At 62.6% G+C, this 26,625-nt stretch carries 22 protein-coding genes and 1 riboswitch; of the genes, 7 read left to right on the top strand and 15 right to left on the bottom strand.

Annotated features, from left to right (window positions below):
• Positions 1–85: 85 nt before the first annotated feature.
• Together J3P91_RS02435 and J3P91_RS02430 are read right to left on the bottom strand one after the other, a co-directional pair.
• Positions 86–538 carry a DUF1249 domain-containing protein gene (locus tag J3P91_RS02435; protein ID WP_003186471.1) on the bottom strand — a complete coding sequence of 151 codons (453 nt, stop codon included), beginning with the start codon at positions 536–538 and terminating at the stop codon, positions 86–88.
• Positions 529–1,146, bottom strand: a complete 618-nt coding sequence (locus tag J3P91_RS02430; protein ID WP_434570025.1) for an NUDIX domain-containing protein — start codon at positions 1,144–1,146, stop codon at positions 529–531. The genes J3P91_RS02435 and J3P91_RS02430 overlap by 10 nt, the downstream gene beginning before the upstream one ends.
• 214 nt (positions 1,147–1,360) lie before the next feature.
• On the opposite strand from J3P91_RS02430, the gene J3P91_RS02425 reads away from it, so the two are divergent.
• Positions 1,361–2,107, top strand: coding sequence for a DUF3298 domain-containing protein (locus J3P91_RS02425; protein WP_434602640.1), 747 nt, complete (start codon positions 1,361–1,363; stop codon positions 2,105–2,107).
• On the opposite strand, the gene cytX is transcribed toward J3P91_RS02425, so the two are convergent.
• Positions 2,076–3,368 carry a putative hydroxymethylpyrimidine transporter CytX gene (cytX, locus tag J3P91_RS02420; RefSeq protein ID WP_434602639.1) on the bottom strand — a complete coding sequence of 431 codons (1,293 nt, stop codon included), beginning with the start codon at positions 3,366–3,368 and terminating at the stop codon, positions 2,076–2,078. The two genes, J3P91_RS02425 and cytX, sit on opposite strands and share 32 nt — an antisense overlap.
• Before the next feature lie 171 nt (positions 3,369–3,539).
• Complete coding sequence (gene thiC / locus J3P91_RS02415) at positions 3,540–5,429, bottom strand: phosphomethylpyrimidine synthase ThiC (RefSeq protein WP_434570031.1); 1,890 nt, start codon at positions 5,427–5,429, stop codon at positions 3,540–3,542.
• Between the two features lie 175 nt (positions 5,430–5,604).
• Positions 5,605–5,711: riboswitch (TPP riboswitch) on the bottom strand.
• 157 nt (positions 5,712–5,868) lie between these two features.
• On the opposite strand from thiC, the gene J3P91_RS02410 reads away from it, so the two are divergent.
• On the top strand, positions 5,869–7,308 hold the full coding sequence (locus J3P91_RS02410) for a TolC family outer membrane protein (protein WP_434602638.1): 1,440 nt from the start codon (positions 5,869–5,871) through the stop codon (positions 7,306–7,308).
• 159 nt (positions 7,309–7,467) lie between these two features.
• On the opposite strand, the gene waaA is transcribed toward J3P91_RS02410, so the two are convergent.
• On the bottom strand, positions 7,468–8,742 hold the full coding sequence (gene waaA / locus J3P91_RS02405) for a lipid IV(A) 3-deoxy-D-manno-octulosonic acid transferase (RefSeq protein WP_434602637.1): 1,275 nt from the start codon (positions 8,740–8,742) through the stop codon (positions 7,468–7,470).
• Positions 8,743–8,764: 22 nt separating this feature from the next.
• Complete coding sequence (locus tag J3P91_RS02400; RefSeq protein WP_434602636.1) at positions 8,765–9,655, bottom strand: LysR family transcriptional regulator; 891 nt, start codon at positions 9,653–9,655, stop codon at positions 8,765–8,767.
• 104 nt (positions 9,656–9,759) lie between these two features.
• Between J3P91_RS02400 and J3P91_RS02395 the strand changes: the two genes are divergently transcribed.
• From J3P91_RS02395 to J3P91_RS02380, 4 genes are all read left to right on the top strand, one after another.
• Positions 9,760–10,092: a DMT family transporter gene (locus tag J3P91_RS02395; protein WP_434602635.1), complete on the top strand. Its 333-nt coding sequence runs from the start codon at positions 9,760–9,762 to the stop codon at positions 10,090–10,092.
• A gap of 217 nt (positions 10,093–10,309) precedes the next feature.
• On the top strand, positions 10,310–11,485 hold the full coding sequence (locus J3P91_RS02390) for an NAD(P)/FAD-dependent oxidoreductase (RefSeq protein ID WP_434602634.1): 1,176 nt from the start codon (positions 10,310–10,312) through the stop codon (positions 11,483–11,485).
• Entirely contained in the window at positions 11,482–12,294 is an 813-nt protein-coding gene (locus J3P91_RS02385) for an aldo/keto reductase (protein ID WP_434602633.1), read from the top strand. Before J3P91_RS02390 ends, J3P91_RS02385 begins: the two co-directional genes overlap by 4 nt.
• 33 nt (positions 12,295–12,327) lie before the next feature.
• Positions 12,328–13,293, top strand: a complete 966-nt coding sequence (locus J3P91_RS02380) for a metal ABC transporter ATPase (RefSeq protein ID WP_305497250.1) — start codon at positions 12,328–12,330, stop codon at positions 13,291–13,293.
• A 155-nt stretch (positions 13,294–13,448) separates the two neighbouring features.
• Here J3P91_RS02380 and hldE read toward each other — a convergent pair whose 3' ends face one another.
• From hldE to J3P91_RS02350, 6 genes are all read right to left on the bottom strand, one after another.
• Complete coding sequence (gene hldE, locus J3P91_RS02375; protein ID WP_434570040.1) at positions 13,449–14,870, bottom strand: bifunctional D-glycero-beta-D-manno-heptose-7-phosphate kinase/D-glycero-beta-D-manno-heptose 1-phosphate adenylyltransferase HldE; 1,422 nt, start codon at positions 14,868–14,870, stop codon at positions 13,449–13,451.
• Positions 14,871–14,985: 115 nt separating this feature from the next.
• The gene (locus J3P91_RS02370; RefSeq protein ID WP_434602632.1) at positions 14,986–16,419 is read right to left on the bottom strand and encodes a PIG-L deacetylase family protein; all 1,434 of its coding nucleotides are present in this window, start codon (positions 16,417–16,419) and stop codon (positions 14,986–14,988) included.
• Positions 16,420–16,456: 37 nt separating this feature from the next.
• Positions 16,457–17,353, bottom strand: coding sequence for a GNAT family N-acetyltransferase (locus J3P91_RS02365; RefSeq protein ID WP_434574297.1), 897 nt, complete (start codon positions 17,351–17,353; stop codon positions 16,457–16,459).
• Positions 17,353–19,143: a lipid A export permease/ATP-binding protein MsbA gene (gene msbA / locus J3P91_RS02360; RefSeq protein WP_434602631.1), complete on the bottom strand. Its 1,791-nt coding sequence runs from the start codon at positions 19,141–19,143 to the stop codon at positions 17,353–17,355. Before msbA ends, J3P91_RS02365 begins: the two co-directional genes overlap by 1 nt.
• 73 nt (positions 19,144–19,216) lie before the next feature.
• The gene (locus tag J3P91_RS02355; protein WP_434602630.1) at positions 19,217–20,299 is read right to left on the bottom strand and encodes an O-antigen ligase family protein; all 1,083 of its coding nucleotides are present in this window, start codon (positions 20,297–20,299) and stop codon (positions 19,217–19,219) included.
• Between the two features lie 77 nt (positions 20,300–20,376).
• The gene (locus J3P91_RS02350; RefSeq protein WP_434602629.1) at positions 20,377–21,498 is read right to left on the bottom strand and encodes a capsular polysaccharide export protein, LipB/KpsS family; all 1,122 of its coding nucleotides are present in this window, start codon (positions 21,496–21,498) and stop codon (positions 20,377–20,379) included.
• Between the two features lie 154 nt (positions 21,499–21,652).
• Here J3P91_RS02350 and J3P91_RS02345 point away from each other — a divergent pair, with 154 nt between their 5' ends.
• Entirely contained in the window at positions 21,653–22,285 is a 633-nt protein-coding gene (locus J3P91_RS02345; protein WP_434602628.1) for a toluene tolerance protein, read from the top strand.
• A 16-nt stretch (positions 22,286–22,301) separates the two neighbouring features.
• On the opposite strand, the gene J3P91_RS02340 is transcribed toward J3P91_RS02345, so the two are convergent.
• From J3P91_RS02340 to J3P91_RS02330, 3 genes are read right to left on the bottom strand one after another with little or no spacing between them, the layout of a single operon-like run.
• Complete coding sequence (locus J3P91_RS02340; RefSeq protein WP_434602627.1) at positions 22,302–23,561, bottom strand: capsule biosynthesis protein; 1,260 nt, start codon at positions 23,559–23,561, stop codon at positions 22,302–22,304.
• Between the two features lie 23 nt (positions 23,562–23,584).
• Entirely contained in the window at positions 23,585–24,490 is a 906-nt protein-coding gene (locus tag J3P91_RS02335) for a glycosyltransferase family 2 protein (protein ID WP_434602626.1), read from the bottom strand.
• The gene (locus tag J3P91_RS02330) at positions 24,483–26,231 is read right to left on the bottom strand and encodes a carbamoyltransferase family protein (RefSeq protein WP_434602625.1); all 1,749 of its coding nucleotides are present in this window, start codon (positions 26,229–26,231) and stop codon (positions 24,483–24,485) included. The genes J3P91_RS02335 and J3P91_RS02330 overlap by 8 nt, the downstream gene beginning before the upstream one ends.
• Positions 26,232–26,625 lie beyond the last annotated feature (394 nt).

Below are 26,625 nucleotides of genomic sequence, written 5' to 3'. Positions count from 1 at the left end.
AGGCGCAATCACGCCGTTGCATGAGCGGCAATTATGCTGGGGGACGATCGAAAGGGGAAACCCGCGAACCGGAACCGGTTCACAACTACCGTACGACTTCGAACTCGTGGCCCAGCGCCAGGCAATGACTCAGCCACTCGCCCAGGAACAGGTTCAACTGGGCCTTTTCGTCCGGCTGGTGCATTGACGCATTGGGGTAAGGATAGATGCCGCGAAAGCGTCGTGCATGTTCGGCACTGACCACTTCGGCCATGCGTGCATCGTGATAGACCTGCACTTCCAGCTGCGGCACCGGCAGCCAGGGCAGGCTGTGCTCCTGGCGCACCTGCAATGTGGTGGTGTATGGACAGGTCTGCAGTACTTCCAGGGCCAGTACGCCGAGCATCTGGTCGCCGTGGGTCACGGCGATGCGGCGCGGTGCCGGGTCGTTGCGCATGTCCGGCAACAAGCGCATCAGGCGGGCGTAGTTGGCCTCGCAGGCAGCCTGCAACCCCACCAGGTCGACGCGATAACGATCGCGCAGCTTGTTCAGGACCATAGCCCCCTCACTTCATCTCGATTCAAGGCCAGCCATTGCAAGGCAATGATGCTGGCCGCGTTGCAGATACGTCCGTCGCGCACCGCTTGCAGGGCGTCTTCGAAAGGCCAGACTTTTACCCGGATATCTTCGCCCTCCTCCTCCAGGCCATGCAGCCCACTTGCCCCCGCGCTGTCACAACGCCCCAGGTAAAGATGCACGAATTCATCGCTGCCGCCCGGCGACGGGAAATATTTGGTCATCGGCCAGAGCGCAGCGAAAACAAGCCCAGCTTCCTCCTGCGCCTCGCGATGAGCAACTTCTTCCGGTTGCTCGTCCTTGTCGATCAGGCCCGCCACCAGTTCCACCAGCCACGGGTTGCTCGTCTTGCCCATGGCGCCCACACGAAACTGTTCGATGAGTACCACTTCATCGCGCTGCGGGTCGTAGGGCAACACACACACCGCATCGTGGCGAACGAACAGCTCACGGCTGATTTCACGGCTCATGCCACCGGCGAACAACTCGTGACGCAGGTGTATGCGATCGAGTTTGTAGAAACCTTGAAAGCAGCTCTCGCGCTTGACGATGTCCACGGCGCTCGGTGTGGCATTGGTGAAATCAGTCATGACAGTCCTCGTTTACAGCGGATCGATGCGAGGTTCCAACCTCGGCTTCGCGCCATCCTAACGCGCCCGTACCGTTTGATGCAGCCCCTTTCCACTGATCGGGATGGACGGCAGAAGGTGAAAGAACTCTAATGAGCTTAGTGGCGAACTGATTGCCCTGCCGACAGTCGAAGCGGGTAACTTTTTGCCTTTCCCTGTTTCACGAAGGACGCCCATGTCGCTTTTCAAGATTGCTTCGCTGGCCGCCATTGCCCTGATCCTGGGTGCTTGCCAGAGCCTGTTCCAACCCAATTACCGCGCCCCGCTGGAGACCACTCGCGATGCGTCGGAGCAATTACAGCCTGGCTGCGCCAGCGCCGATTGCCCGTTGGTCAACATCGACACCCTGCATTTCCCTACCGAGCCCGCGCTGGATGGCATCATCGAAAAACGTCTGCTGCAAATGACCCGCACCACCCCGGACGCCCCGGTGGCGCCGACGCTGGCCGCCTATCGCGAGCAGTTTCTGCGCAGCGCAGCGCCGCGCAACAGCAGCTATCTGCAGGCCAAGGTACGTGAGCAACATGACGGCCTGGTGATCATCGAACTGTCCAGCTATCTGGATACCGGCGGCGCTCACGGCACCCCTGGTCGCGGTTTCATCAATTATTCGCGCCAGCAGCAAAAAGTGCTGACGCTGTCGGACATGCTGCTGCCGGGCCAGGAAGAAGCCTTCTGGAAAGCCGCGCAAGTGGCCCACAACAGCTGGCTGATCAGCACCAAGCTGGATCAGGAGCCCGAATTCCTGAAGCAGTGGTCTTTCCAGAAAACCCCGCACATCGCGCTGACCTACGGTGGGGTGATCCTCAAATACGAAGTGAGCACCATCGCGCCGTACGCCCTGGGCCACATAGAATTGAAGATCGCCTACCCACGCCTCAACGGCATCCTCAAGCCCGAGCTGTTTCCCGGCCGTAGCTGAAAGCCCGGCCCAGCAACAATTGCAGCACCCCCGCCAGGATCAGCGACGGCAGGGTAGCGCCGATGTCCGGATAGAAGTTGGCCAGCAGGTGGTAGGTACTCACCCCGCCCAGCCAGGCCAACAACGCCGGCCAGCGCAACGCGACTGAGCGCACCTGGCTGCTGCGCTTGCGCAGGATGAAGTGATCCACCAGTACCACGCCGAACAGCGGCGCGAACACCGAGCCGATCAGCAACAGGAAGTTCTGGTACTGCGCCAGCGGCGCGAAGCAGGCGATCACGGTGCAGATGACACCAATCGCCAAGGCCAGGTGCTCGACCTTCAGCCCCGACAACATGCTCGTCGACACCGCCGCCGAGTGGATGTCGGCGAAAGCGTTTTCCGACTCGTCCAGAAGAATCAGCAACAGCGGAATACCCAACCCGGCACCGGCCAGGGCCAGCAGCAACGCGTTGACTTCACCGCTCGGCGCGAACGCCAGGGTGTAGGCCACGCCGAGGCTCATCAGCCAGACGTTACCGACGAAGAAGCCCACGGCCGTGCCGCCGAAGACGTTTCTGGCGCGTTTGCCGAAGCGCGAGTAGTCGGCGATCAGCGGCAACCAGGACAGCGGCATGGCGATGGCGATGTCAAAACCCACCGCCAGCGACATTGAACCGTCGCCGGCCTGGGCCCACAGCCCCGGCAGATCGGCCTTGGCGAACAGGTTCCAGGTCAGCCAGATGCACGCCGCCAGCAGCAACCAGATGCCCCATTTGCGCAGGATTTTGCGTACGAAGGTCAGCGGCCCGCTCACCGCGAGCAGGGTCGCCAGGGCGCCGAAGAACAGCGTCCACAACAATGGATTGGAGCCCAGGCTGCCTTCGCTGAAGGCCCGCGCGCCGAGCAGGCTGGCGGCATCGCGCATGACGATGATTTCGAACGAGCCCCAGCCGATCAATTGCAGCAGGTTCAACAGCGCTGGCACGCTCGCGCCCTTGCCACCAAGGCTGAGCTTGAGCGCGGCCATGGCCGACAGGCCGGTGTCGCTGCCAATCACCCCGACCGCCGCCAATAGCAGGACGCCCACCAGCGTGCCGAGGAAAATAGCCAGCAACGAACCGCTCAAGCCCAGGCCCGGCGCAAGCAAGGCGCCAACCTGCAAGACCATCAGGCCGATGCCCAGGGAGAACCACAGGGAAAACAGATCGCGGGCGCCGAAGACGCGTTTGTCCAGGGGCACGGCGGTGTCTGGGGAATAGGTGCTGGGTTGGATGTTCAAGGGTTGTTATCTCAGAGGAATATTTGTTGTTTTTTTGGCCGCTATCGCGAGCAAGCTCGCTCCCACAAGGGACCACAGGTGCGCACAGATTTTGTGTCCACAGTAGATCCTTTGTGGGAGCGAGCTTGCTCGCGATGAGGGCAGTGAAAACACCGCCCTCCTCAGCTCAAATCACACTTTCTTGTAAAGCTGACTACCTTCCTTCTTGAACCGCTCCGCCTGCTCCGCCAGGCCTTGGGCGACCTCGACATCCACCGCTTCAATGCGCTGGTTGGCCGCGTACTCACGCACTTCCTGGGTGATTTTCATCGAGCAGAATTTCGGCCCGCACATCGAACAGAAATGCGCGACCTTGGCCGAGTCCTTCGGCAGGGTTTCGTCGTGGTACGAGCGGGCGGTGTCCGGGTCGAGGCCGAGGTTGAACTGGTCTTCCCAGCGGAACTCGAACCGCGCCTTGCTCAAGGCGTTGTCACGGATCTGCGCGCCCGGGTGGCCCTTGGCAAGGTCGGCCGCATGGGCGGCGATCTTGTAGGTGATGATCCCGGTCTTGACGTCATCCTTGTTCGGCAAGCCGAGGTGTTCCTTCGGCGTGACGTAGCAGAGCATCGCGCACCCGAACCAGCCGATCATCGCCGCGCCGATGCCGGAGGTGATGTGATCGTAGCCCGGCGCAATGTCGGTGGTCAGCGGGCCGAGGGTGTAGAACGGCGCCTCGTCACAGCATTCCAGCTGCTTGTCCATGTTCTCCTTGATCAACTGCATCGGCACGTGGCCGGGGCCTTCGATCATGCACTGCACGTCGTGCTTCCAGGCGATCTTGGTCAGCTCGCCGAGGGTTTCCAGCTCGCCGAACTGCGCTTCGTCGTTGGCGTCGGCAATCGAGCCCGGACGCAGGCCGTCGCCCAGCGAGAAGCTGACGTCGTAGGCCTTCATGATTTCGCAGATGTCTTCGAAGTGGGTGTAGAGGAAATTTTCCTTGTGGTGCGCCAGGCACCACTTGGCCATGATCGAACCGCCACGGCTGACGATACCGGTGACGCGCTTGGCGGTCATCGGCACATAACGCAGCAACACGCCGGCATGGATGGTGAAGTAGTCGACGCCCTGCTCGGCCTGTTCGATCAGCGTGTCGCGGAACAGCTCCCAGGTCAGGTCTTCGGCCACGCCGCCGACTTTTTCCAGAGCCTGGTAGATCGGCACGGTACCGATCGGCACCGGCGAGTTGCGGATGATCCACTCGCGGGTTTCATGGATGTGCTTGCCGGTGGACAGGTCCATGACCGTGTCCGAACCCCAGCGGATGCCCCATGTCAGCTTCGCCACTTCTTCTTCGATGGACGAACCCAGCGCGCTGTTGCCGATGTTGCCGTTGATCTTCACCAGGAAGTTACGGCCGATGATCATCGGTTCCAGTTCGGTGTGGTTGATGTTGGCCGGGATGATCGCGCGGCCACGGGCGATTTCGTCACGGACGAATTCCGGGGTGATGACTTTCGGCACGCTGGCGCCGAAGCTGTGACCAGCATGTTGCTGGTCCAGCAGGCCGGCGGCGCGGGCCACTTCCAGCTTCATGTTTTCGCGGATGGCGACGTATTCCATCTCAGCGGTGATGATGCCTTGGCGCGCGTAGTGCATCTGGCTGACGTTGGCGCCCGGCTTGGCGCGACGCGGGTTGTTTACATGGGCGAAGCGCAGCTTGGTCAGCTCGGGATCGGCCAGGCGTTCCTGGCCGAAATTGGAACTCAGGCCGGCGAGACGCTCGGTGTCGCCACGGGCTTCGATCCACGGCGAGCGCACATCGGCCAGGCCCTTGCGCACATCAATGGCCACGTTCGGGTCGGTGTAGGGCCCCGAGGTGTCATACACCACCACTGGCGCGTTGATTTCGCCGCCGAAGTCGGTGGGGGTCACGTCGAGGCTGATTTCGCGCATCGGCACGCGGATATCCGGGCGACTGCCCTGGACGTAGATTTTTTGCGAGCGGGTAAACGGTTGGACCGATTGCTGATCGACCTGGGCCGATTCACTGAGGTTGGTCGCGTTTTTTGATTTTGTCGTCATCACGGGCTCTCCAGACACACATCCAGGCAGTGGATTTTTGTCGGAGCGAACCTGTGGCGAATGGACGCGTCCCTGCACGAAAGTGCGAACGCTGTGCTTGCTGCTCGAGCCTGTTCGAAGATCGAAAGTCGATTGTCGAACAACATCCCGGACGAAGCACAAGAGGACTCGCCGGGTGACGAGAAATCTTGTTCCCTACGCAGGCGCTAACCTGATCAGGTTCAACGGGATCCGAAAATTATTCGATCTCAGCCTCATAGCAAGGCACCCCGACAAGAACCCGGCCAGTCTAGACACAACCGGCGCAGAACGCCATCGCCAGGGCAAAAGCCGTGATGAATGGCGCATATACAGGATTGTTGCCGTGCGTAGGCGCAACTACACTCGCTACGCCGCGCGCCTGTTATGCGCATTCAATCTTGAACGTAGGGATCGCCTCATGCTGCGCAAACTCTCACTGGCCCTTGCCGTGTCTTGTGCGACCAATGGAATGGCCTGGGCCGCCGAAGCCCCGTTATCCACCCGAACCGACCTGGTCAGCGTGTACCAGGAAGCGGTGGACAACAACGCCGACCTGGCCGCCGCCCGCGCCCAATACGGCGCCCAGAAAGAAGTGGTGCCCCAGGCCCGCGCCGGGCTGTTGCCCAATCTTTCGGCCGGAGCCGACCTGAACAACACCCGCACCGAGCTCGACCAGCCGGCGATGACCGCCACCCGCAGCTCGACGGTGTACCAGGCCACCTTGTCCCAGCCGATTTTCCGCGCCGACCGCTGGTTCCAGTTGCAGGCCGCCAAATCGGTCGACGAACAAGCGTCGTTGCAGTTGTCAGCCACCGAGCAGAACCTGATCCTGCAAAGCGCCGAAGCCTATTTCAATGTGCTGCGCAGCCAGGACAACCTGGCCTCGACCAAGGCCGAGGAAGCCGCGTTCAGGCGCCAGCTCGACCAGTCCAACGAACGCTTCGACGTCGGTCTGTCGGACAAGACCGACGTGCTCCAATCCCAGGCCAGCTACGATACCGCCCGGGCCAACCGGATCATCGCGCAGCGCCAGGTCGAAGATGCCTTTGAAGCGCTGATCACCCTGACCAACCGCCAATACAATGCGATCCAGGGCGTCGTCCACACCCTGCCGATCCTGCCGCCGGCGCCCAACGACGCCAAGGCCTGGGTCGACACCGCTGCCCGGCAAAACCTCAATCTGCTGGCCAGCAACTATGCCGTCACCGCCGCCGAAGACACCCTGCGCCAGCGCAAGGCCGGCCACGCGCCAACCCTCGACGCCATCGCGCAATACCGCAAAGGTGACAACGACGGCCTCGGTTTTACCAACCCGAACCCCACCGGCCAGCGCTACGGTGGCGACGCCGAGCAACGGACCATCGGCCTGCAATTGAGTATTCCGATCTACAGCGGCGGGCTGACCAGCTCCCAGGTGCGCGAGTCCTACTCGCAACTCACCCAGACCGAGCAGCAGCGCGAAGGGCTGCGCCGCCAGGTGGTGGAGAACACCCGCAACCTGCACCGCGCGGTGAACACCGATGTGGAACAGGTCCAGGCCCGGCGCCAGTCGATCATTTCCAACCAGAGCGCGGTGGACGCCACGGAAATCGGCTATCAGGTGGGTACCCGCAACATCGTCGATGTGCTCGACGCCCAGCGCCAGCTGTACACTTCGGTGCGCGATTACAACAACGCCCGGTACGACTACATCCTCGACAATCTGCGCCTCAAACAGGCCGCCGGGACGTTGAGCCCGGAAGACCTGCAGGCCCTGTCCCGCTACCTCAAGCCCGACTACAACCCGGACAAGGACTTCCTGCCGCCGGACCTGGCACAGGCGGCAGCAGAGCAGTTGCGCTCGCGGCCGGCGCAGTAGCACACCTGCAAGCAATCCCCCCGTGGCGAGGGAGCTTGCTCCCGCTGGCCTGCCAAGCAGGCCCAAGGCCAGTCACCGCGTTCCGCCAGCCAGAACGGTAGTGCCGATTTTACGACTGCTTCGCAGCCGAGCGGGAGCAAGCTCCCTCGCCACAAAGGCTCAATCGAGCAACCGCCCCAACCCGTCCAGCAATCGCTGCAACGCGCCCTGGTTGCTGCGCATCACCTTCAACCCCGCCTCGGCCATGCGCTGGGCATCGCGGGGCAGTTCGAACAGGCGCTGTACCGCCAGGGCCAGGCTTTCGGCATCTTCGACTTCCTGCAATGCCCCGGCCGCCCGTAGTTGCGCGGCGATTTCGAGGAAGTTGAACAGGTGTGGGCCACTGAGGATCGGCTTTGCCAGCGCCGCCGGTTCGAGCAGGTTGTGGCCGCCGTTGGGCACCAGGCTGCCGCCGACAAAAGCGCTGTCGGCCAGCGCGTAGAGAAACAGCAGCTCGCCCATGGTGTCGCCCAGCAATACTGACGTCTGCGCAGTAACCGGTTGCGCACTGGAACGCCGAACCGTGGCGAAACCTTCACGCTCACACAACTGCGCCACCGAATCGAAGCGTTCCGGATGCCGCGGCACCAGGATCAACAACGCATCGGGATAACTGGCGAGCAGCCGTTGGTGGGCTGCCAATACCACTTCATCCTCGCCGTCATGGGTGCTGGCGGCGATCCACACCGGGCGGTCCACGGCTTGCCATTGGCGGCGCAAGGCGCTGGCGCTTTCGAGCAGTTGCGGGTCGACGGTCAAGTCGAACTTGATCGAGCCCGTCACCTCGACGGTTTCGGCTCGGGCACCGAGTTGGCGAAACCGCTCGGCCTCGGCTTCGGTCTGCACGGCAAACAGGCTCATTTCGCCGAGCATTGGCCGGGTGAGACTGGGGAAGCGCGCATAACCGCGCGCCGAACGCTCCGACAGCCGGGCATTGGCCAACGCCACCGGGATACCGCGCCTGGCGCACTGATGGATGTGGTTGGGCCACAGCTCGGTTTCCATGATCACCGCCAGTTTCGGGCGAACCTGATCGAGAAAACGCCTGGCCGCGCAAGGCAGGTCATAAGGCAGATAGCAGTGCTGGACGCGCGGCTCCTCGGCGAACAACGCTTTGATCCGCTCCGAACCGGTGGGCGTCATGCACGTCACCGTGATCGGCAGCTGTGGATAACGTTGCAGCAAGGCGCGGATCATCGGCGCGGCGGCAATGCTCTCGCCCACCGACACCGCATGTACCCAGATGCCGCCCGGCACCAGCGTCGGCAAGCCCCACGCAAACCGCTCGCCGATGCGGCTGGCATACGCCGGGGCCTTACGCGCCCGCAACCACAGCCGAATCGCCACCAGCGGCAGCCCCAGATAAAACAATGCGCTATAGAGAGTTCTGTTCATGGCGGCGGAGTTTATCGGTTTTTCAGCCAATCGCCTGCAACTGCACGGCAAAACGTTCCGCCAGCCAGCGCGCGGCCGGGCCGAGCGGTTCATCGCGACGCCAGACCAGCTCCACCACCAGGGCCGGCGGGGTCCATTCGCTGCTCAGCTCGACCATCTCTCCCAGATAGGCCGGGTATTGCACAACGTGGCGAGGGAGCCAGGCCCAGCCCAGGCCACTCCTCAGCCATTCGGCCAGCACATAGAAGCTGTCGGCGCGCCAGACCTGCGGGCTGGCCTGCTCGCTGCCGGGGTAGACGCTGGTCTGGGTCGCCATCAGCAACTGCCGGTGCCGGGCCATTTCCCGGCACGACACATAACCATGGTGCGCCAGTGGATGGTCCCGGCCGCACACCGTGACCATCTCGACGCTGCCCAGCACCCGCCGCTCCAGCGCCTCGGGGATCTGATCGTGATAGAACAGCAAGCCGAGATCGGCGCGACGCTCCACCAGTTTGCGCGCCACGTCGCCCTGGGCGGCGCTGGCCAGCTGCACTTCGAGCGTTGGAAACTGCTCGGCCAGCGCCACCAGGCTGTCGATTACCGGTTGATAGGGCATGGCTTCATCCTGGGCCAGGCGCAGCGAAGCCTCCTGCCCGCGCATCAAGGCCAGGGCTCGACCGTTGAGCCGCTCGCATTGGCGCAAAACTTCCCGCGCCTCTTCCAGCAGCGTCTCGCCCGCATCGGTGAGCCGGGGCTGGCGACCGCTGCTGCGCTCGAACAGGTTCACGCCAAGGTCGGCTTCGAGCAGGGCAATCGCGCTGCTGATGGCCGATTGCGCCTTGCGCTGGTCCCGAGCCACGGCGGAAAACGAGCGTTTCTCGGCCACACCGACAAACAGCCGCAACTGCTCCAGATTCCATTGAACATTCATGACACGACCTATCTCAATTACAGATAGGTAATGACTTTACCGCATCTGTTCGTTCCCTAGAATGGCCCCATCGAAACACGCAACCCGCCAATGAGGATCTGCCCATGAACGCCTATTACTACCTGGCCATCGCCATCTGCGCCGAAGTGATCGCCACCGTTTCGATGAAAGCGGTCAAAGGCTTGAGCACACCGCTGCCCCTGCTGCTGGTCGTCGCCGGTTACGGCATTGCGTTCTGGATGCTGACGCTGGTGGTGCGCACCGTACCGGTAGGCGTGGCCTACGCGGTCTGGGCCGGGATGGGCATCGTCATGGTCAGCGTGGCGGCGCTGTTCATCTACGGCCAGAAACTCGACATACCGGCGATGCTGGGAATGGCGTTGATCGTGCTGGGGGTGGTGGTGATTCAGTTGTTTTCCAAAACCGCCGGGCACTGAAACACATTGTTTATGGACTGGAATGCATCGTGGCGAGGGAGCTTGCTCCCGCTGGATCGCGCAGCGGTCCCAAGCCTTCAGGGCCGCTACGCAGCCCAGCGGGAGCAAGCTCCCTCGCCACAAACGCCTTTCGCAACTTGTCACGTTGACCATCAGCAAATTCCACCCGCACCGAGTCTGTATACTGCGCCCTCGTCTTGAACACTGAGGTCGCTGCATGCCATCCGTTATTTCCACCGACATCCTGATTGTCGGCGCCGGAGTCGCCGGCCTCTGGCTGAACGCGCGCTTGCGCCGCCAGGGGTTTTCAACCGTGCTGGTGGAAAGCGCCAGCCTCGGTGGCGGGCAGAGTGTCAAATCCCAGGGCATTATCCATGGGGGCGCCAAATACGCGCTGCACGGAGCCCTGACCGGCGCCTCGGAAGCCATCGCCGACATGCCGCGACGCTGGCGCGAAGCCCTGAAGGGCGACGGTGAGCTGGATCTATCCGGCGTACGCATGTTGTCTGACGCTCATTACCTCTGGTCTCCCGGCACCCTGGCCGGCAACCTGACCAGTTTCTTCGCCAGCAAGGCCGTGCGCGGTCGCGTCGACCAAGTCAAGGGCGAGCAACTGCCGCCGGCCCTGCAGGACAAGCGCTTCAAGGGCAAGGTCTACCGCCTCGCCGAGCTGGTGGTGGACGTTCCCAGCCTGATTGCACGCCTGGCCGACCTGGCCGGCGACAGCCTGCTGGCCGGACAGCGCATCGAACCCTTGCACGAACAGGGCGAGCTGGTCGGGCTGAAAGTCGACGACCGCGAGATCCGCGCCCAACGCATTGTCCTCAGTGCTGGCGGAGGTACTGCCGACTTGCTCAAGGCCCTTGGCCTGGATCAGCCGGCCATGCAGACCCGGCCGCTGCACATGGTGCTGGTCAAGGGGCCGAGCCTCAAGCCGTTGTATGCGCACTGCCTGGGCGGCGGACCGAAGCCACGCGTCACCGTGACCACCCACCCGGCAGCCGACGGCCAGTGGGTCTGGTACCTGGGTGGCGACCTCGCCGAGGGCGATGCCGTCGCCCGCGAACCCGCCGCGCAGATTGCCGTCGCCCAGAAAGAAATCAGCCAGTTGCTGCCGTGGATCGACCTCAGTACGGCGCAATGGGCCACGCTGCGGGTTTCGCGCGCCGAACCGCTGCAATCGGGCCTGACCCGTCCGGACAATGCCTTTGTCGCCGAGCAGGGACGCCTGCTGGTGGGTTGGCCGACCAAGCTGGCACTGGCCCCGGATTTTTCCGACCGGGTCATCACCGCGCTGCAACGCGACGGCATCCAGCCCAGCCACCCCGCGCCGCTGCCGGCCCTGCCGAAACCGCCCATGGGCATCCCCGCCTGGGAGCAATTGCTGCCATGAGCCTACCGACCCTGCACGACCTGCATCGCCCGCTGGGCCATAACGGCCCGCTGGTTTCTCCCCTGGGCCTGGGCACGGTCAAGCTTGGCCGCGACCAGGGCGTCAAGTACCCCAACGGTTTTCGCATCCCGGATGACAGCGAAGCGCGCATGCTGCTCAAGCTGGCCCGCGAGCTGGGCATCAACCTGATCGACACCGCGCCGGCTTATGGGCACAGCGAAGAACGCCTCGGCCCACTGCTGCGCGGCCAGCGTCACGACTGGGTGATCGTCAGCAAGGTCGGTGAAGAATTTAGTGATGGCCAGTCGCGCCACGACTTCAGCGCCGCCCATACGCGGTTTTCGGTGGAGCGCAGTCTCAAACGCCTGGAAACCGAGTATATCGACCTGATACTGGTGCACTCGGACGGCAACGACCTGGCGATCCTCAACGACAGCGAGGTCTACCCGACGCTGGCGGCCCTCAAGCGCGAGGGCAAGATCGGTGGCTTCGGTTTCTCCGGCAAGACCGTCGACGGTGGCTTGAAAGCCCTGGAGCAAGGTGATTGTGCGATGGTCACCTACAATCTGAACGAACGAAGCGAAAAGGCGGTCATTGACTACGCAAGCGAGCACGGCAAGGCGATCCTGGTAAAAAAAGCCCTGGCCAGCGGTCACGTCTGCCTGAACCCCGGCGAAGACCCGGTTCGCACCAGCTTCGAACTGTTGTTTGAGCATCCCGGGGTTGCCAGTGCTATTGTCGGCACCATCAATCCGCTGCACCTCGCCCATAACGTCTCGACCGTAGCCAAGGTCCTGCGTAAAAACTGACGCCGCCTACGCGGTCTTAAGCAAGGAGCCGATATGCCGCGTACGCTCATCAGAAAAAACCCGAGCAACTTCAAGACCCTGCCCCTCGCTGTCGAAGCAACGCCCGAAGGCCTGACATACCAGAGCGTGGGCATGCCGCTGAATTTCGCCCAGACTTTGCAGCGGCGCCGCCCCGTGACAGTCGACGATGCCGAGCGTTTTTCCGTGGAGCTGGCGAACCTGGGCGTCTCGGTGCGCCTGACGCTGCATTGGCAGAACCGCGATTATTGGGTGCTCGTGCGTCAACGCCGACAGGATCGCGGCGATGTAGTGCTCAAGCTGATTTCCGGCTACGTCCCGGCCCATGAACTGAACCTGCCGCTGCTCACCGCGATCAACGAAATTGCCGAAGAATGCCTGCTGGAAACCCCTGAAGGCTGGCTCGGCGGACGTTTCAACGACACGTGGTTGCCGGCGCCCTATTCAAGCGCCCTGCATTACCGTGAGGCCTTGCCGTTTCGGCTGGCCCCGCTATCGGGCTCGGCTCGCCCGGTGCGCTGCGCCAACCTGCAATTGATCGAACGCCCAAGAGCCTACGTCCATTTGCCCACGGCATCGCTGCAGTTGATCTACGACTTGCGCCTGGATGTGCCCAAGGAAGCCAAGTCCCTGAGCCTGTTCCATGTCGATGAACGCCTGGAGGGCGACCAACTGGTCGCGCGCCTGGACCGCAAGCGGCCCGATCTCTACCTGATGCCGCTGCAGGACGGGCAACCCTTGCCCGAGCTGTATACGTTGAAGAAGGACCAGTTATACCCGGCCAGCACCCGAGGCTTGTATCTGGCGGAGAGCTTCGCCCGGCAGGACGGCTGGCTGGTGCGCGAGGAGCGGATTCGCTGGAAGGACTGGCTGCGCCAGCAAGGGCTGACGCCACCAGGAAAAGAATCCGGGCTGACCCGATTGAAGGGCAAGGCCCGGCAGTTGCTCAAGAAGATCGTGCCACGCAAGGTGGTGCGTTAGTCAAAGTGACCTGAAAATGCTCTTGTGGCGAGGGAGCTTGCTCCCGCTGGGTTGCGCAGCGACCCCCATTTTCATGGGCGCTGCGCACCCAAGCGGGAGCAAGCTCCCTCGCCACAAAAGCTCCCCGGCCACGGGGCTAGCTCGACGGCAAAGGCTCAGTTATTGCGGATCTTCTCCACAATCGCCGTCGTCGAGCTGTTCTCCACCAGCCCCAGCACCTTCACGGTGCCGCCATAAGCCGCGACGATATCGGCGCCGACGACCTGGTCGATGCCATAGTCACCGCCCTTGACCAGCACGTCCGGCTTGACCTGACGCAGCAGGTTTTCCGGCGTGCCTTCGCTGAAGCTGATCACCCAGTCTACCGCGCCAAGGCCGGCCAGCACCGCCATGCGCCGGTCAACGCTGTTGATTGGCCGGCCTGGCCCTTTGAGACGGCTCACGGAAGCATCGTCGTTGACCGCGACGATCAGACGATCGCCTTGGGCTCTGGCCTGTTCGAGGTACGTCACATGGCCGGCATGGAGGATGTCAAAGCAACCGTTGGTGAACACGATTGTTTCGTTGTGCGCGCGGGCGTCGTCGACGGCCAGCAGCAACTGCTCCAGCCCGAGCACGCCACGCTCGGAACCCTCTTCACGCTGGATGGCGCGACGCAGCTCCGGAGCGCTGATGGCCGCCGTGCCCAGCTTGCCAACCACGATACCCGCCGCCAGGTTCGCCAGGGCCACCGCATGGGGCAGTTCCTCGCCAGCGGCGATGGCCGCCGCCAGTGTGGAAATCACCGTATCGCCGGCACCCGTCACGTCGAATACCTCACGGGCACGGGCCGGCAGGTGCAGCGCCGGATGATCGGGACGCAACAAGGTCATGCCATGTTCGCCCCGGGTAACCAGCAGCGCACCGAGCTCCAGGTCGTGCATCAGCTGTGCGCCTTTGCTCACCAGCTCGTGCTCGTCGGCGCAGCCACCGACGATGGTCTCGAATTCGCTGAGGTTCGGGGTGATCAGGCTCGCGCCACGGTAGATGGAAAAATCCTTGCCCTTGGGGTCGGCCAACACCGGAATACCCCGGGCCCGGGCCGCCTGGATCAGCGTCTGGTGATTTTTCAAGGCGCCCTTGCCGTAGTCCGACAACACCAGCACCTTGATACCTTCGAGCAGTTGATCGACCTCGGCGCCAAGGGCCAGGGGATCGGTGGCGAACGGTTCTTCGAAGTCGATCCGCAACAGTTGTTGATGGCGGCTGATGACCCGCAACTTGACGATCGTCGGCTGGTGCGCAATGCGCTGGAATATCGCCCGCACGCCCGCGCCCTTGAGGCTGTTGGCCAGGCTGTCGGCGGCTTCGTCGTCGCCGGTCACGCCGACCAGGGACGCCGGTGCGCCGAGCGCGGCAATGTTCAGGGCGACGTTGGCGGCGCCACCTGGCCGATCCTCGATATGCTCGACCCTGACCACCGGCACCGGTGCCTCGGGGGAAATCCGTGATGTACCGCCATGCCAATAGCGGTCGAGCATGACATCGCCGACCACCAATACAGGGGCTTGATCGAATCGCGGCATGGACAACTTCATGGAGCATCCCACATACAAAATGAACAGGGGCGCGATATTAGCACAGGGTTGGGGAAGGCTCGTCCATGGCGGTTATCGGATGAGATGCACGGGCTGGCCCAGGCACCCCGACGGTTCAAGGTCGACGGGCCTGGTCGTCCTCCCGCGGCGTCCCATTCAGCTGCCGGACCCAGAAGAGCTCGTGGCGCCGAACCGCCTTGCGGAAAAATTCGTCTTCTCCGGTGCTGGGCCAGCGGCGCCCGGCCAGCAGTCGCTGGATGATACGGCGCAGCCGTCGCTTGAATGGGGGTCGGCCCTGCAAGTCATGCTGCATGCCCAGGGCCATGGCCTTGTCAATGCGGGTGCAAGCGTCCAGCGACGGGCTCCACAGCCCATCGGCCGGCAACGGTTCGATGGCCGGCGGCAGCGCAATGCCATGGCCCGCTGGGCCCATCGGCCAGCGGTCGTTGTCGTGCAGGTGATTGGCATAGAGCAGCAATGTCTGTGGCCGCCAGGTGCTGAGTTCGATCGCCTCCATCAGCGCCCGGGTACTGGCGACATGATCGCTGTGCGGGTCCAGCTCGGGGTGCGGCGTCAGCACCACCTCGGGCCGGTGATGTTCGAGCAGCCGCGCAAGGTCGGCCACCAGGTTGCGCCACGTCGGCAGGCCATCCGCGTCACCCGGCAGGTTCAAGGCATTGAACCGCCGGGCTTCGCGGATATCGCTCTCGCCCGACTCCCGCGAGCCAAGGGCCTGGTCCGGCGTCTTGGCCATGGCCTCCAATTGCAGGCAGTAGTAACCCAGCTGCACGCACTGCTGTTGCGCCACGCCCCCCCACAATGGCACGGCCAGGCTGTCCCAACTGCGCAGGCGACCCTTGAGACGAGCGGCCTCGGCGGGATCCAGGCCCATGTCGCGATAACGCTCGGCCTCGATTTCACCCTGGGTCAGCGTAACGATCGCAACTTCGCTGGCACGGCTGTACAGCCCGAACGCCGCGAGTTCGGCGTCATCGGCATGGGGCGCGACGATCAGCAGGCGCTGCCGGGCGAAATCCGGGTTGCTCAGTACATGCAACATAGCCTGGGGAGCCAGGCTGCAAAAACGTCCGCGCAAGGCCAGGGTTCCGGCCGACAGCGCCGCCTCTTGCCCGGACAAATTGAGGAAGCGCTCGCCACAGACGCCCCGTTCAAGATCCTGGCGATCCTCACCGATCCACACCCGCGGGTCGAGGAAGCGCCCCAGCCAATGACTTTTTACCCGCACCTGGAGGATCAGCGTCTGCCGGGCATCGAACTCACCCGCGACCTGCAGGCGTCCGCCGCTCAGCGTGACGGGAAATTGCGGGGTGCCTGGCGGAAAGTCATAGCGATAATCGTCACTCGGGGCATAGAACAGATGATCCGAGAACCACGCTTCATGAGCCACCCAGCCCAACAGGAGAAACACCGGCAACGACCACCACGAGACCGTGAAGCCGAGCACCAGCGCCGCCAGCAGCGCGCCGGTCAGAACCAGGCGCTTGCGTTGACGATGGCGTTTGAGCAGTTGCTGCTTGCGTGCGCTCACGGTGCTGTTCCCTCGTTCATCAGCTGCGTGTCCTCGCTCAAACCTGGTAGACCGGAACCCGGTTGCACCAGCGATCCTTGTATTCGCGATCGGCGCGGCCGAACGAGTAGCGCAACGGTTTGCCCGCCGCCCGGGCGTGCTCCCATTGTGCCTGGGTGTTGACGAAGCTGAGTACGCTGCCCGGGCTGAAATCGCGGCTCTGCGGGTCAACCCCGCCATTGATATATTCCAGGCTGAACCAGCCGGGCGCCTCGACCCGATACAGAATCTGGATCGCCACCGGTTCGTCATTCAAATAGATCAGCGAGCCGGTCATGAATTCGCGCATCAGGCTGAACACCTCGGCCAGATGGGTCTTGCCGGGGGCTTCGAAGTTCCAGCGACGCTGGAACAGGTCGGCATACACCGCAGCCTGCTCGCCGGGGCTCAGGTCGAGCATTGGCCGGATACTGCCACCGGCGTCTTCCAGCAGACGCTGCTCGCGGCGCTGGTTGTAGCGAAACTTCTTGCTGTAGTCCTCGGGCTCACGCGCCAGCGCCAGGCCTTCGGGTTGTTCGGCGAGACCGATGATGTGCGGTGCATTCAGTTCGGACACATACCGCATGCGGTGCCGCAGGCGAACCTGGGCGCCTTGGCTGACGGGCAGGATGACCTCGGCATTGCCGAGGTCGAGCATGCCACGCTTGCCTTCACGCTTGAGCACATCCTTGGACAGCGCCACATGCCGGCCCCAGGTAGGCACGGCGGCACACAGCTGGCCGTCAACGAGCCAGCCCAGGTAGCGCACCGGAATGCCCACCAGCCCGGCCAGGCGCTCGACCACATCAGGGTGTGTCGCCACGCTGCCACCGAATTGATGCCAGGCTTGGGCGTAAGCCACGGCGTCTATGGGGGTCCAACCGTTTTCGCGCCAGGCCCGCCAGTAACTCAGGATCAAACGAAGGTCTCCTTCGCCACCTCGTCGGTAGCCTCGACGAAGTCCTTCTCGTGCAAGCGTGCGTAGAAGCCATTCAGCGCCAGCAACTCGGCGTGGGTACCGCGCTCGACAATACGACCCTTGTCCATCAGCAGGATGAGATCGGCTTTCTCGATCGTCGACAACCGGTGGGCGATGACCAACGTGGTGCGCCCTTTCATTACCTGGTCGAGGGCTGCCTGGATGTGCCGCTCGGACTCGGTGTCCAGCGCCGAGGTAGCTTCATCGAGGATCAGCAGCGGAGCGTTCTTGAGCAACGCCCGGGCAATCGCCAGGCGCTGGCGCTGGCCGCCGGACAGCAGCACGCCATTCTCGCCCACCAGGGTGTCGTAACCCTGGGGCATTTGCTCGATGAACTCAGCCGCGTAGGCATCTTCGGCAGCCCTGCGGACGTCTTCAAACGGTGCGCCGGCAAGATCGCCATAGGCGATGTTGTTGGTGACACTGTCGTTGAACAGCGTGACCTGCTGGTTCACCAGGGCGATGTGCCGACGCAGGTTGGTCAACCGGTACTGCTCGACATCCACGCCGTCGAGCAATATCTGGCCCTTGTCGTGGTGATAGAACCGTGGGATGAGGTTGGCAAGGGTCGACTTGCCGCTGCCCGAGCGCCCTACCAGGGCGATCATCTGGCCCTCTTCGGCGGTGAAGGAGATATCGTCGAGCACCAGCTTTTCCGTACCCGGGTATTGGAAGCTCAGGTTGCGCACTTCCAGGCGACCGTTGACCCGGACCATTTCCTGGGTGCCGGTATCGATTTCGGGCTCTTCGTCGAGCTGCTCGAAAATGCTTTCCGCCGCGGCCAGTCCTTTCTGGATCGTGGCGCTGACTTCCGACAACTGGCGGATAGGCTTGGGTAGCAGACCGGCGGCGGTGATGTAGGCGACCAGTTCCCCTGCCGAGGCGTCGCCACGCAGGTAAAGCACCAGGTACATCAACACGGCCATGCCGATATAGATCACCAGTTGCAGCATCGGCGTGTAGATCGACTGGGTCCGCGTCATGCCCAGGCTGCGGTTCATGTTGTCGGCGCTGGCCTTGTGAAACCGCTCGATTTCGTAGTGTTCGCCGCCGAAGCTGCGTACCACGCGGTAGCCCTGGATGGTTTCCGACGCCACGTGGGTCACATCGCCCATCGCCACCTGGATCTTCTTGCTCTGCTTACGGAATTTCTTGCTGGCGCTACTCACCAGCACGGCAATGACCGGCAGGATCGCCAGCAATACCAGGGTCATTTTCCAGTTGCTGTAAAGCAGGTAGCCGAACAGGAACACCACGGTCAGGCCTTCCCGGATGACAACCTTGATGGCATCGGTGGCGGCGCCGGTGACCATGGTCACGTTGTAGGTGATACGGGAAATCAGGTGGCCGGAGTTATGGTTGTCGAAATAACGGTTGGGCAAGGTCAACAGGTTGTCGAACAGCGCGCAACGCAAGTCATGGACGACGCCCCGGGCGACCTTGGCCAGGTAGTAGTTGCCCAGGAACGAACCGATCCCCTGGTAAACCGCGATCAGCACGATCAGCAGCGGCACCCCGAGCACCAGCGAGACCCCCATGAAGCGGGTGTCATTGGGCTTTTGCAGCGCGTCGAGAAAATGCTTGAGCATGTCCGCCAGCATCGGCTGGCTGGATGCAAACAACACGAAGCCAACGATACTGACGGCGAAAGCGCCCCAATACGGGAGAACGTATTTCAGCAATCGCAAGTAAATCTTCATGCTCGATTGCTGGTCGGAATTGGCCATTCGGTGCGCCTCGCACGTTTGAAAAGACAGACAAGCTGCGGATTGTAACAGCGAACCAATTACATCGGTTCAGTCAGGAGGAAGTCCCTGCAGCGCGACCTCGGGCAGCCAGCACGATGCTCAACGCAATGGGCAGCCAGGTGACCAACCAGTCCGCATTGGGTTTGAGCCACAAGCCAATGCCGTCGGTCATCAAGGAAACCGATGCGAAGACCCAGAGCGCCAACAACACCTGGCCCAGCGGTTGCGCGCGGCACATCCAGCCTCTCCAGCCTGCGACCAGCCACAGCCCGCCAAACAGCAGCAGGCCAGGCACGCCAAGGCGCACACCGGTATCCAGGAACAGATTGTGCGGATGCTTGAAAGCCTGGCCAATTTCAGGGACGGGAATCAGGTAGGAATGGAACCCCACGCCCATCGTCCAGTGATCGAGCATCAAGTGAACACCGCCCTGCCACAGCTGGGGACGATAAGACAGGCCCCGCTGCAGCAGGATTTCCGGCTCGAATGCGGCAACCAGGGCCACCCCCGCCACGACCAGGGCAACCAGCGCGCCGCCCAGGCGCGAAGGTCGCGCCATGGCCATCACCAGTAGACAGGCGCCCAGCCCGATCCACACCCCACGGGTCTGGTTGGAACCCAGAAATAACAGGTAGCCCAGCGCCGCGACCATCAGCAGCGCCATCAAAGCAGGTTTCAGGTGCCTGGATCGCCAGGTGAAAACGCCCATGATCGCCAGGCTCCCCACCGCATGGGCAGCCATGATCGGCGTATCCCACAGGCCGATGGCAATCAACCGGTCGCTCAAAAGCCGGGCACTGAGCCCGTAGAAATACACCCAGGACGCGGCTGCGAATAACCCGCCGAGAATTGACGCCCCCAGCACCATGGACTCCAGCCGCCAGTGGCGATTCTGCGCAGCCAGCAGCACGCCTGCCAGGGTCAGCGTCACGTAGAGAACCACCTTGCTCTTGCCCAAGGCGTTATCGCCGCCCTCGACCATCAGCACTGCCAGCGTCCAGGCCACTAGCACGGCGAAAAGTGCGCATTCGGGCAACTTGAGCATCGAGCGGAAATCCCGATGCAGCAGCCCCAACAAAGCGGGCAACCACAACAGGAAAATCAACAACTGGTGGTACAGCTTGTTGCTGGGCAACACCCATGCTCCACACAACAGCACAAGGAAGCCGATGGATGCCCATATCGTCAGATTGTCTCTATCGACCAGCCGCCTCAGGCAGATGGGCATTGGTCTTTACCCAACAGCCTGTCGGCGACCCGTTGCAACTGAGCCTGATCGGCATTCTTCCAGCCACCCTTGATGCAATAGCACTCGGAAAGGTAATGGAAGAAGTTGCGGCGCAAGCGCTCATCAAGCGGCCATTGCGGGAATGCACGAGCCAATGACACGACCTGATCGGCATCGTCGGCGTGCATCACCAGCCCGTCAATATTAAAAAATGCCTGGCCCAGGGTCAGCACCGGCTTGCCCAACAACAAGCTCTCCAGGCCCACGGTCGAATTGATCGTGATCACGAACTGACTGGCCTCGATCAACTGCTGCGTGGCATTGCCGTTGGCGAAGAGCAGGCGCTCATGGGTCCGCTCGTGCAGCTCGGGGTACGTCTCGCGGCTGGACGGGTGCTCCTTGAACACCACCGTCAGGCCCGTCTCCTCGGCGAGTCGCTCGCCCAAGGCAAACATATCGCGCATGTTCCTGATCCAGGGCGAGAACAGCCGGACCTGGCTGTCACGATCGTCCTGGAACGGAATGAACACGAATTGCGCCGGCAGCTCGATCGGCGCCGGGCCGGCGCTGCGTGGCGCACGGGGAATCAGCACCGGTGCAGCCTGGTTTTCCGGCACCGGATACGGGTAGTCGAGGTAGAAACCGGCATCGCGAGGAACCGCGTTCAGGTAGTTCACCCCGCGCGGGTCCACTGTGGTGGTGTCGGGCAACAGGCCGTTCTCGAAAAAGAACGTCTTGCAGCCACTCGGTGCCAGCGCCGTGAGCAACCGGCAGTAACGATGGGAACCGTTCCAGAACGCCAACGCATCGGGGCGTTCCCGGTCAAGCAAGGCCTGGGCGCGCAGGGCCATCCAGAGAAGTTCGAGGCGCAGCAACAGGCGATACAGCGCGCCATTGTTCTTGTTCTTGACCCGACGTTCCGCGCACTTTTCCTCGATCAGACTCGGCCAATCGATGCGCGAAACAACCTTGGAGATCCGTCGGAACCCGGGCCAAGGCATTTGTTGAGGAGAAACGACCTTACCCTGCAGCTCGGTTTCGTTGAGCAAGCGGTTGAAATAAAGGCCTTGGTGCTTGGCCAGGGAAATGAACAGCGTTTTTGTCATGGAATGTCCAGAAAGACGGCGCCAGGCAGGCCCGCAAACAGGGCGAACACCCTGGGAAAAATTGACGCGACTATACCACAGCGGTTTTTGCCGCCTGCACACTGCGCTAACATACCCGGCTGCCCCTCCCAGCGGGCCAAGCCTTGGAGCCTCGATGCAAACGCTCGACCCTACTGTTTACCTCAGCCTGCGCGAAGGTGCCGATGTCCTTGAGGCCGATCGCCAAGGGGATAAGGTGCTGCGCCTGGCCGATGGCTCGATGCTCAAGCTGTTTCGCCGCAAACGCCTGCTGACCTCCGCGCTCTGGTCACCGTATGCCAAGCGCTTTGCCGACAACTGCCAGACCTTGCAGGCGCGCGGCATCGAATGCCCGCGCATTCGCCAGGTCTACCGCATTCCCGCCATCGAGCGTGATGCCGTGCATTACGACCCGCTGCCCGGCAGCACCCTTCGTCAATTGCTCGGCGCGGACACCTCTATCGACCTTCGGTCACGACTGGGTGAGTTCATCGCTCGCCTGCATCAGAACGGCATCTATTTTCGCTCCGCGCACCTGGGCAACGTGGTGCTGACGCCTGAAAACACCTTGGGACTGATCGATGTCGCCGACCTGAAGGCCTATCGCAAGCCGCTGCGCAAAGGGCTGCGCCTGCGCAATTTCAAACACATGTTGCGCTATCGACAGGACCGCGAATGGCTACTCCAGGACAACCAGTTCCTGGAGCATTATCTCAGTCATCAGAAGGTGTGCAACGAGCGGGAACTGAGGCTCGCGCTCGGCATTTGAGCGGCAGGCTGCGACGTCAGCCGACGGCAGGCAGCCTGTAAGTTTCGAAATTTTCTGCCGGGTCTCTGCCGCGCAGCAAGTCATCGACCAGCTCGACGGTTTTTGCCAACCCTCTGGAGCCGTGCACCAGATGGTAGTCGGCGAAGCCCCGAGCCTTGGCCACGCACTGCGGATAGTCCTGCTCAAGCGCGTGCAACTGCTGGGAAAACGCCTGTTCATCGCGCACTTGCGGCCCGAAGAACAACGCGTGGGAAAAGATATCCACATCGCGGCCGGCATTCACGTGAATTACCGGACGCCCCGCCAGCCCTGCCTCGATGCCGGCGTTGGACATGATATTGATGACCGCGCTGGCCTGGGCGAGCGCCTGTGCCAGCGAGCACTCCACATCCAGCAACTCGATGTTGGCGAACCGCGTCGCCGCGTCGCGCCAGAACTGCGCCTTGCTGCGCGGATGGCGCTTGAACAGCACGCGATAATCCGGGTTGCGCCCGGCCCAATCGCGCAGCAACTGGTAAGTGTCCTGGTAACCGGTTTCTTTCTCCCGATCAGGCCCTACCCCCAGCACCAGCAGCGTTTTGATAGTTGGATCAGCGACGGGCAGGTCATAGGTTTCGTCGGCGAGATAGGAACCGACCAGCACCACCGTCGACTCACCGAACCGCAGCGTCCGCTCTTGCAGTGCTTCCAGCGAACTGCGGCCGAAGACGCCGTAATAATCGTAGTCGTTCATTCCCAGCCGGCGGGACGACTCCAGTGTCGTGGCATGCGCCAGGTGCAGCAGGCGGGCCCCACGCGCAGCCAGCGCCAGGCGCAGGAACGGAGCGTGGAGACTGCCATTGCGCTCGTTGATCAGTACTTTGGGCTGATAGGTCATCACCAGCCATTGGGCGTGGGCGGCATAGACCAGGTAACGCAGCGGCACGGACTGTGGCGGCGGCGCCAGCATGCGCTGGGCACAGGCATCGGCGGGAGCGCGCAGCGCAGCTTCCGTCAGGTGATGACCGCGCTTGCGCAGGGCATCGATCAGGATGTTCTTGCGCTGCAGCGCCATGGACTTGGGCGCTGAATGCAGCAGCAGCACTTCGCAAGGTACCGCGTCGGTCGAATGCTCCAAGCACGCCTTGGCGCGCAAACCAATCGTTACATCCACCACCACGTCACGAACCAGGCGCAACAGGCTGCCCAGGCGACCGTGGCGCTCGCGCAGCAGTTTCCAGCGGTAGCGGTCCAGTTCACGAGCCTTTCGAGCCCAGCTTCCGTCGGCCTGGAACATGCTGTCGTCAGACCTTGCGGCGTTCACTTGAACAACAACCGGATAGCCTTGCGCGTATAGGACCAGCGCGTGAGCGAGCGAACATCGGTACGCACGGCCTGGGCATAAAAAGCCTTGGCATTGGCATAGTCACCGGCGCTGTAGCAATCGCGGAACAACGACAGGCAACGCTGGGCCATGAAGGCCTTGCGCAAATCTCGCAACGACTGCGGCATGCGCGCAGGGGAAAACACCTCGTCGACCATGCCCACGCCCGCCGCCAGGCTTTGCCTGAGGTCATGCCGCATGCTGTCGCCATGCTTGTAGATCAGCGCCAGCGGCTGATCGAGCACGGTGCATGGAAAGCGCGCCAGTACCTGGGCAAACACCGGAATGTCTTCGACGTTACGCAGATGCTCGGGATAGTTACCCGGCCCGAACACCTCGCGGTGCATGGCACAGGCGCCGTTGGACAGGGTCACCGTCTTGTCCAGCAGGTAGCCCCGGACGCGCTCACGCGGCGTGGCCGGCAACGGCTTTACCGCATGCTGAACGCGACGCCCGTCAGGAAACACCGACCAATGGCCGCCGATGACCAGGCGAGTTTCGGGATGACTGGCAACATGCCGGGTCACGGCGGCAAGCGCGCCCGGCGCCATCTCGTCATCAGCATCCAGGAAGATCAGGTATTGCCCCCGAGCCTCTTCGATCCCGCGATTGCGTACCGACGACAAACCACCATTGGGTTTGCGCAGGGCCCGGAAGAGCCCGGCATGTTCGGCCTGCAATTGCGCCAGGACCTGCGGCGTTGCATCGGTGGAACCATCGTCGATCACCAACAGCTCGGCCCGGGCTTCGCCCAACTGCGCTATGACCGAGTTCACCGCGCGCGGCAAGGTCTCGGCGTAGTTGTAGGCCGGGATGACGACACTGATCAGCACCTCAGTCATAAGCGTCCACACCGTCCTTGACGACCAGAATGTCTTCCATGATCAGGTACTGCAGGTCGGAGCCGAAGAACATGTTCAGCGCGTCGGTCGGCGAGCAGATCATCGGCTCGCCACGACGGTTGAGCGAAGTGTTCAGCGACACGCCATTGCCGGTCAGGACTTCCAGCGCCTTCATCATGTCGTAGTAGCGCGGGTTGTATTCACGCTTGAGCACCTGGGCCCGGGAAGTGCCGTCTTCATGGACCACTTCCGGCACGCGGGTCTTCCATTCCTCGGCCACTTCGAAGGTAAAGGTCATGAATGGCGCCGGGTGATCGACCTTGATCATCTGTGGGGCAACAGTGTCGAGCATCGACGGGCAGAAAGGCCTCCAGCGCTCGCGGAACTTGATCTGCTCGTTGATGCGATCGGCCACGCCACTGGCGCTCGGGCAACCGATGATCGAACGACCGCCCAAGGCGCGCGGGCCGAACTCCATGCGCCCCTGGAACCAGGCCACCGGGTTGCCGTCGACCATGATCCTGGCGATGCGCTCGGGGGTGTTGCCGATCTTGCGCCATACCGGCTTGCTCGGATGGCGGGCGCACGCGGCGATCACGTCTTCGTTGCTGTAGGCCGGGCCGAGGTAGACGTGTTCCATCTTCTCCACCGGCACGCCACGGGCATGGGACACATAAGCCGCCGCGCCTACCGCGGTGCCGGCGTCGCCGGAGGCCGGCTGCACGAACAGTTCCTTGACGTCGTCACGGGCGATGATTTTCTGGTTGAGCTTGACGTTCAGTGCGCAGCCGCCGGCGAAGGCCAGCTTGCCTGTTTCCTTGAGCACGTCGCCCAGGTAGTGGTCGATCATCTGCAGCGCGAGCTTCTCGAACAGCGCCTGCATGCTGGCGGCGTAGTGGATGTACGGCTCGTCGGCGATGTCGCCTTCACGCTTCGGGCCGAGCCATTCGATCAGCTTCGGCGAGAAGTAGAAGCCCTTGCCTTTCTCTTTATAGCGACGCAGGCCGATCACGTTGGCGTAGTCGGTGTTGATCACCAGTTCGCCGTTTTCGAACGAGGCCAGGCGCGAGAAATCGTACTTGCTGGCATCGCCATACGGCGCCATGCCCATGACCTTGAATTCGCCGTCGAGCATTTCAAAGCCGAGGAACTCGGTGATCGCGCCATACAGACCACCCAGGGAGTCCGGATCGTAGAATTCCTTGATCTTGTGGATCTTGCCGTTTTCGCCGTAGCCAAAGAACGTCGTGGCGTATTCACCCTTGCCATCGATACCCAGGATCGCGGTTTTTTCCTGGAAACCCGAGCAATGGTAGGCGCTGGAGGCATGAGCCAAGTGGTGTTCGACCGGTTCGATCTTGATTTTTTTCGGATCGAAGCCCAGTTGCTCCAGGCACCAGACGATCTTGCGGCGATAACGCTTGTAGCGACGGTTGCCCATCAGGATCGCATCAAGGGCGCGATCCGGGGCGTACCAGTAACGCTTGGCGTAGTGCCAGCGCGCTTCGCCGAACAGGCTGATCGGGGCGAACGGGATCGCCACCACATCTACATCGGACGGCTTGATGCCGGCCTGCTCCAGGCAGAACTTTGCCGACTCGTAGGGCATGCGGTTCTTTGCATGTTTATCGCGTACGAAGCGCTCTTCCTCGGCCGCCGCGATCAGCTTGCCGTCAATGTACAGCGCTGCGGAAGGATCATGGCTAAGGGCGCCGGACAGGCCAAGAATCGTCAATGCCACAGGGGTCTAGCCTCTTATGTCTGCATACGGGCGACAAGCGCCGCGAAGAATTGATGCGCCGCGCGCCAAGGGCGCTGGGCAGCTAAAGGGCGGGATTATAGCTTAAAAGCGCCGGCAAACCTCTAGCGGCGAGCAAGTGACGAAGCTTACCTGAAGGACCTGAACACCCGTGGGAGCGAGCCTGCTCGCGAAGGCGGCAACGAATCTACACCTAACCCCAAGATTTACCCGATCCATGGCGAGGGAGCTTGCTCCCGCTCGGCTGCGCAGCAGTCGTAAACCCGGCAACTGTTTTTTCCTGGCACACCGCATTGAATGGTTTTGGGGCCGCTGCGCAGCCCAGCGGGAGCAAGCTCCCTCGCCACGGTGAGGGATGGCCTGGCAATCCCCCTGT

The sequence above is a fragment of the Pseudomonas sp. Z4-7 genome (assembly GCF_051131965.1).
In the GTDB taxonomy this organism is placed as follows: domain Bacteria; phylum Pseudomonadota; class Gammaproteobacteria; order Pseudomonadales; family Pseudomonadaceae; genus Aquipseudomonas.
This window is presented reverse-complemented; position numbering and strand designations above follow the sequence as displayed.